Raw genomic sequence first — 882 nt, 5'->3', positions numbered from 1 at the left:
TCTTTGTGCCCTGGGCATCAGGCCGGGTTGCGTCCGGCCGGCGGTGGATCTGCGGTGGCGACGAGGCGGGCGAAGAGGCCCGTCGGGATCGGCGTCGAACGCGGCGCGCGCCGCTCCACGGCGCTGAGGCCCCCTTCCCGGTGCCCCGCCCCGCCGATGTGGAACCAGCCGTCGAGCAGCATGCTGGCGCGCCGCGCGCCTGCGCCCCCCGCGCCCGGGGATAGACATCGGCCAGATGGACGCTGCGCACCGCGGCGCGCCGCAGCCCGGCGCGGTCGAGCCGACAATAGAGCACGCGCCAGTTCTGTCCGCCGGTGTCGAGGCCGAGCGGCGTGTCGGTGCCGAAGTCGAGCGGCAGGGCGCCTACTGCCCGAAAGTCGAATACGCTGAATCCGGGCCACAGATACCAGGCCGGTGAGCCCGGCCGGTCGGAGCGGCGCACATGGCCGTAGCAGGGCTGGCCGCGCACCAGCGCGGCAAGGTCGGCCGGGGCCAGCGGCACGAGGTCGTGGTCGAGCACCGCGAACACCGCCGGCGCGGCCGGGCGCACCAGATTGTGGAACACCCAGTTGAGCGCCACCGCGTGGGAGCGCGAGCCGTTGCGCGCGCCGCGATACGGCGCGGGCGGCAGCGGGCAGTAGGCGATCCCCCTGTCCGCGCAGATGCGGGCGATGGCGGCGCGCGCCTCCGCGTCGGTGGAATTGTCGCACACGACCAGCCCGGCGGCGGCACGAAGCGCGCCATGGCGTCGGCCAAGAGCGCCACCGCGCCCGGCTGGTTGAAGGCGATGGTGAAGGCGAGGGTGGAGCGGCCCTTCAGCACCGCCACGAGCGCGTCCTGCCCCTCGGCCTGGCGGCGGCGGTAGAGGCGGTCCACCGCGGC

The 882-nt window shown here is 75.1% G+C and carries 1 pseudogene; it reads right to left on the bottom strand.

Annotation, left to right across the window (positions count from 1 at the left end):
• Window positions 1-712, bottom strand: a pseudogene (locus AC2W7M_RS26430) (hypothetical protein); the annotation flags it as partial.
• Between the last annotated feature and the right edge of the window lie 170 nt (window positions 713-882).

Source organism: Xanthobacter sp. BG11Y11_SDJG (assembly GCF_057364445.1).
The sequence above is the reverse complement of the archived record's forward strand: the minus strand, read 5'-3'. Positions and strand labels throughout refer to the sequence as shown.